This is a genomic window from uncultured Campylobacter sp. (assembly GCF_937949835.1).
GTDB lineage: Bacteria > Campylobacterota > Campylobacteria > Campylobacterales > Campylobacteraceae > Campylobacter_B.
The window spans coordinates 1-3,776 of the sequence record NZ_CALEDC010000388.1; the positions used below are offsets into that span (position 1 = coordinate 1).

3 protein-coding genes are annotated in these 3,776 nt (G+C 44.6%); 1 reads left to right on the forward strand and 2 read right to left on the reverse strand.

Annotated features, from left to right (window positions below):
* The first annotated feature begins 131 nt into the window (after window positions 1–131).
* Entirely contained in the window at window positions 132–1,064 is a 933-nt protein-coding gene (locus Q0256_RS08800; RefSeq protein WP_297962276.1) for a D-2-hydroxyacid dehydrogenase, read from the forward strand.
* Window positions 1,065–1,252: 188 nt separating this feature from the next.
* Here the strand turns inward: Q0256_RS08800 and Q0256_RS08805 are convergent, their stop codons facing one another.
* Both Q0256_RS08805 and Q0256_RS08810 read right to left on the reverse strand, forming a co-directional pair.
* Complete coding sequence (locus tag Q0256_RS08805) at window positions 1,253–2,398, reverse strand: PepSY domain-containing protein (RefSeq protein ID WP_297962277.1); 1,146 nt, start codon at window positions 2,396–2,398, stop codon at window positions 1,253–1,255.
* A gap of 50 nt (window positions 2,399–2,448) precedes the next feature.
* A partial coding sequence (locus Q0256_RS08810; protein ID WP_297962279.1) for a TonB-dependent receptor occupies window positions 2,449–3,776 on the reverse strand: 1,328 nt, incomplete at its 5' end.

The window sequence follows — 3,776 nt, forward strand, 5'->3', positions numbered from 1 at the left end:
CGCAATAGCTAAATTTGCAGAGTTAAAATTTTGCTGTTTAAGCGCCGTGCTCCGAATCGCGCAATGGAATTTAACGGCTAAATTTAACCGCGCTGCTACGACTTAAAATTTTAAAACGCAAAGGGGAAAATATGAAAATCGTATGTTTGGATGCCGCGACGCTGGGAGGAGATGTCGATCTTAGTGAGATCGCTAGCTTGGGCGAGTTTGAAAGCTACGAGATGACCGAGCCCGCGCAAACCGCACAGCGCTTAGCCGGCGCCGATGTCGTCATAACCAACAAAGTCCTAATCACGGATGAGATCATGGCGCAAACCGCGCTTAAGCTGATCTGCGTCAGCGCCACGGGCACAAATAACATCGACATGCAGGCCGCGCAGACTCGCGGCATCGCGGTAAAAAACGTAGCGGGCTATTCGACGAACAGCGTCGTGCAGCAGACCTTTGCGTCGCTGTTTGCGCTAACCAACGCGCTCGGATACTACGCGGATTACGGCAGTAGCGGCAAATGGTGCGAGAGCGAAATTTTTACCCACATTGACGCGCCCATCAGCGAAATTTACGGCAAAGAATTCGGCGTCATCGGGCTTGGACAGATCGGCGCAAAGGTCGCCCGCATCGCCGCTACGTTCGGCGCGAACGTGAGATACTACTCCACCGGCGGCGCGAACGATAACGGCGAGTTTGCCAGAGTGAGCCTGGACGCGCTTTTGAGAGCTTGTGATATCATTTCTATCCACGCTCCGCTAAATGAAAAAACGTCGGGATTGATCGGCGAGGCGGAGCTTGCGAAGATGAAAGAGGGGGCGATCTTGATGAATTTCGGCCGCGGCGGCATCGTAGATGAGGAGGCGCTGGCTCGTGCCGTGGACGAGCGAGGCCTGCGCACGGCGCTTGACGTGCTGCAAACAGAGCCGATGAAGGCGGACCATCCGCTTTTGCGCGTGAAAAATCGCCGCAACGTCGTCATCACGCCTCACATCGCATGGGCGAGCGTCGAGGCTCGCAAACGGCTGATAAAGATGATCGCGCAGAATATTAGGGATTTTATGAACGGCAAATGAGCGCGGTTGAAACGCCGAAGCAAATTTAACAAAATCAGGATGCGGCACAAGGCCCACAAAGACTCTGCACATAGTATTTCAAAGCGCTACACATAAAATTTTATTAGCTGAAAAGAGCGATACCGTTTCGGGTAAAATTTTAAATTTACGCCGCGAATAAGCTATTTCTCCGCTTTAAATTCATAGATTTATCTTTTCTTGCAAATTCTTTTTATGCTCATCCAAAATCCCGTAACTATAAAAAATAACACTGAAATCGCCGCTACGCAAAACAAGAACTTGCCTACCTCGCCGAAGATATAGCCCGAATGCACGCTCAAAACGGCTTTATGTATAGTAAAAGGGCGCGGCATAGCACTTTTCGCATCATCATAGCGAGCATGCCGCAAGATGCCCTTTTTAACGTTTATACTCATCGTATTCATATGCTCTTCGCTCTTTTCGCCTTTATCGAAATAAAAGATCATAAAATTTTCTCCATCTTTTTGAGCGATGATGTTAAAGAATTCGTAGTTTTCACCGCGTTCACGCTTAAAAATATCAAGTGCCGTCTGCAAATTTAAAATTTTATCTTCATCCTCGAGCGAAAATCCTCGCACTTCGGTAAAACTCGTTTTTCTAAAAATTTCCTTTTCGCCTAGCGCTCTGTTGGTGATTTTGGCTATCCAATCATACGACCAATAAAGCCCGCTAGCGCTTATCGTAAGCAAAATAGGCAGCAGCAAAACTCCGACTGCGCCATGCAAGCTATATAAAAATGCATAACCTCTCGCTTTAAAATTTATCCTAAATGCGCGTAAAATTTTCCCTCTAAAGCTAGGATAATAGATCACCGCGCCTGAAATTAAGACCAAAATAAACATAACCGTGCTAAGCGCCACAATATTTTTGCCTATTAGCCGCAGAGTTTCGTTTTTGCTTAGCCCAAAACCTAGATTAGTATGTAGATTTAGCGCTACGCCGATAAACGTATCGCCTATATTTTCCGAAGTAATTTCGCCGCTATAAGGATCTATAAAATATGATTTAAACTCGCCGCTAGAATCTGTGCCGGAAAGCCTAATCGCCTCATTTTTATTTTGAGGAATTCTATAATAACTGAGCGTAAAACCGGGCTTGGCTTTTCTGAAAATATTTAAAATTTCGGCGGGTTCGAGGGCATCTTTTCCGCTCGGGCTCACGAAAGATTTGCTTTGATTTAACGCATCTATAATCTCGTCGTGATACGAGATAATAGCGCCGCTAAGGGCTATGATTAAGATCGGCACGCAGCATATAAGCGTCAAAACAAGATGGACGTTGAACCAAAATTTTTTCCTTTTTAGAATCGCCATTAATTTCCTTAAATTTTAAATCCGCGGACGAAATTTAATGCGTCGCGAATTTAAAAGTTCACGTTAAATCCAACCTGCGCCTTCATCCCGTCTACGACCATCATTTGATAATTTCCCGAGCGCGTTAGTACGAATTCGTTGAATATGTTATAAAGCGTAAAATTTAAACTTGTGTCTTTTGTGAGCTTATAGCTCGCGCCCAGATCAAAAAGCGTGTATGAGCGGATATCCTCATCGTAGCTTAGGCTATCGCGCGTCCTACTATAATAATTTATTTGCGACCATAAGTTTAGCTTGGAGCTTACGTCGTAATCAAATCCTAGCTTTACCGAATGGATTGGAAAATTATTTAAGGTTTTGCCCTTCTCGCTACCCGTTTTTTGCTCGGATTTCGTATAGGCGTAGTTTGCATGCAGCTTCAAATTATCTAAAATTTGATAATCGCTACTTAGCTCTAGACCCCTAACCTCGGCTTCTCCAATATTTATAGTATCCCAAATTCCGCGTCTGTAAGTTTTGCCGTTATGCACGCAAGGATTTCCCGGTCTTGGACGGCAAATTAATTTGGTAGAAATTCCATCTTTGATTTCGGTATAAAACGCGGTAGCGCTAAAGTTAAATTTATCGTTATCGTCATAAGAAAACCCACCTTCGTAGCTTATGCTACTTTCAGGCTTTAAAGAGCTTCTGCCTATCTGCGCTCCCTGGCCTCCTGCAAACGGCAAGGCAAGGCCCTCGCTACGCTGCTTAATATCCGGAGTTGAATATCCCGTCGAAACGCCGCCTTTAATAGAAAAACTTTCGTTTAAACGATAAACGGCATAAGCGCGCGGCGATATATGGCCGCCGTAGTCCTTGTCGCGATTATATCTGATTTCACCGGTTAGCGTTAAATCATCAGTTAGATAAAAATCATCCTCGCCGTAGATCGAATAATCCCATCTTTTGACATTTGCCTCATCTGCGGTAGTAGCGGCTTCGTTTAATCTCTCGCTTCGGTATTGCACGCCCAAACTCAAAGCATTTGAATCGAAAAAATATGAGCCTTTAGAATTTAGCGTAGTCGTTCTAAGACGCAGATCCTGGGCGCCGCTTTCTTTCATGCTATCGTAATTTGCGTAGCTATCTATCATAAACTTATCGTATTTTCCCTGATGAGACAGGCTTGCGGTATAGCCTTTCATATCCTCTTTTGCAATATCGTTATTGCCTCCCGAGGTTGTTCGCGTACGCCCGTATGTACGCCTAAATTTATTATTTACTTTACGATAATCAAGCGTTACCTCATCATTTTGCGTTGCGTTATACATCAGTTTTGCGCCCATATTCGTCTCTTCATTATTTCTATTCGCATAAAGCTCTTTGTCCTCTATCTTTT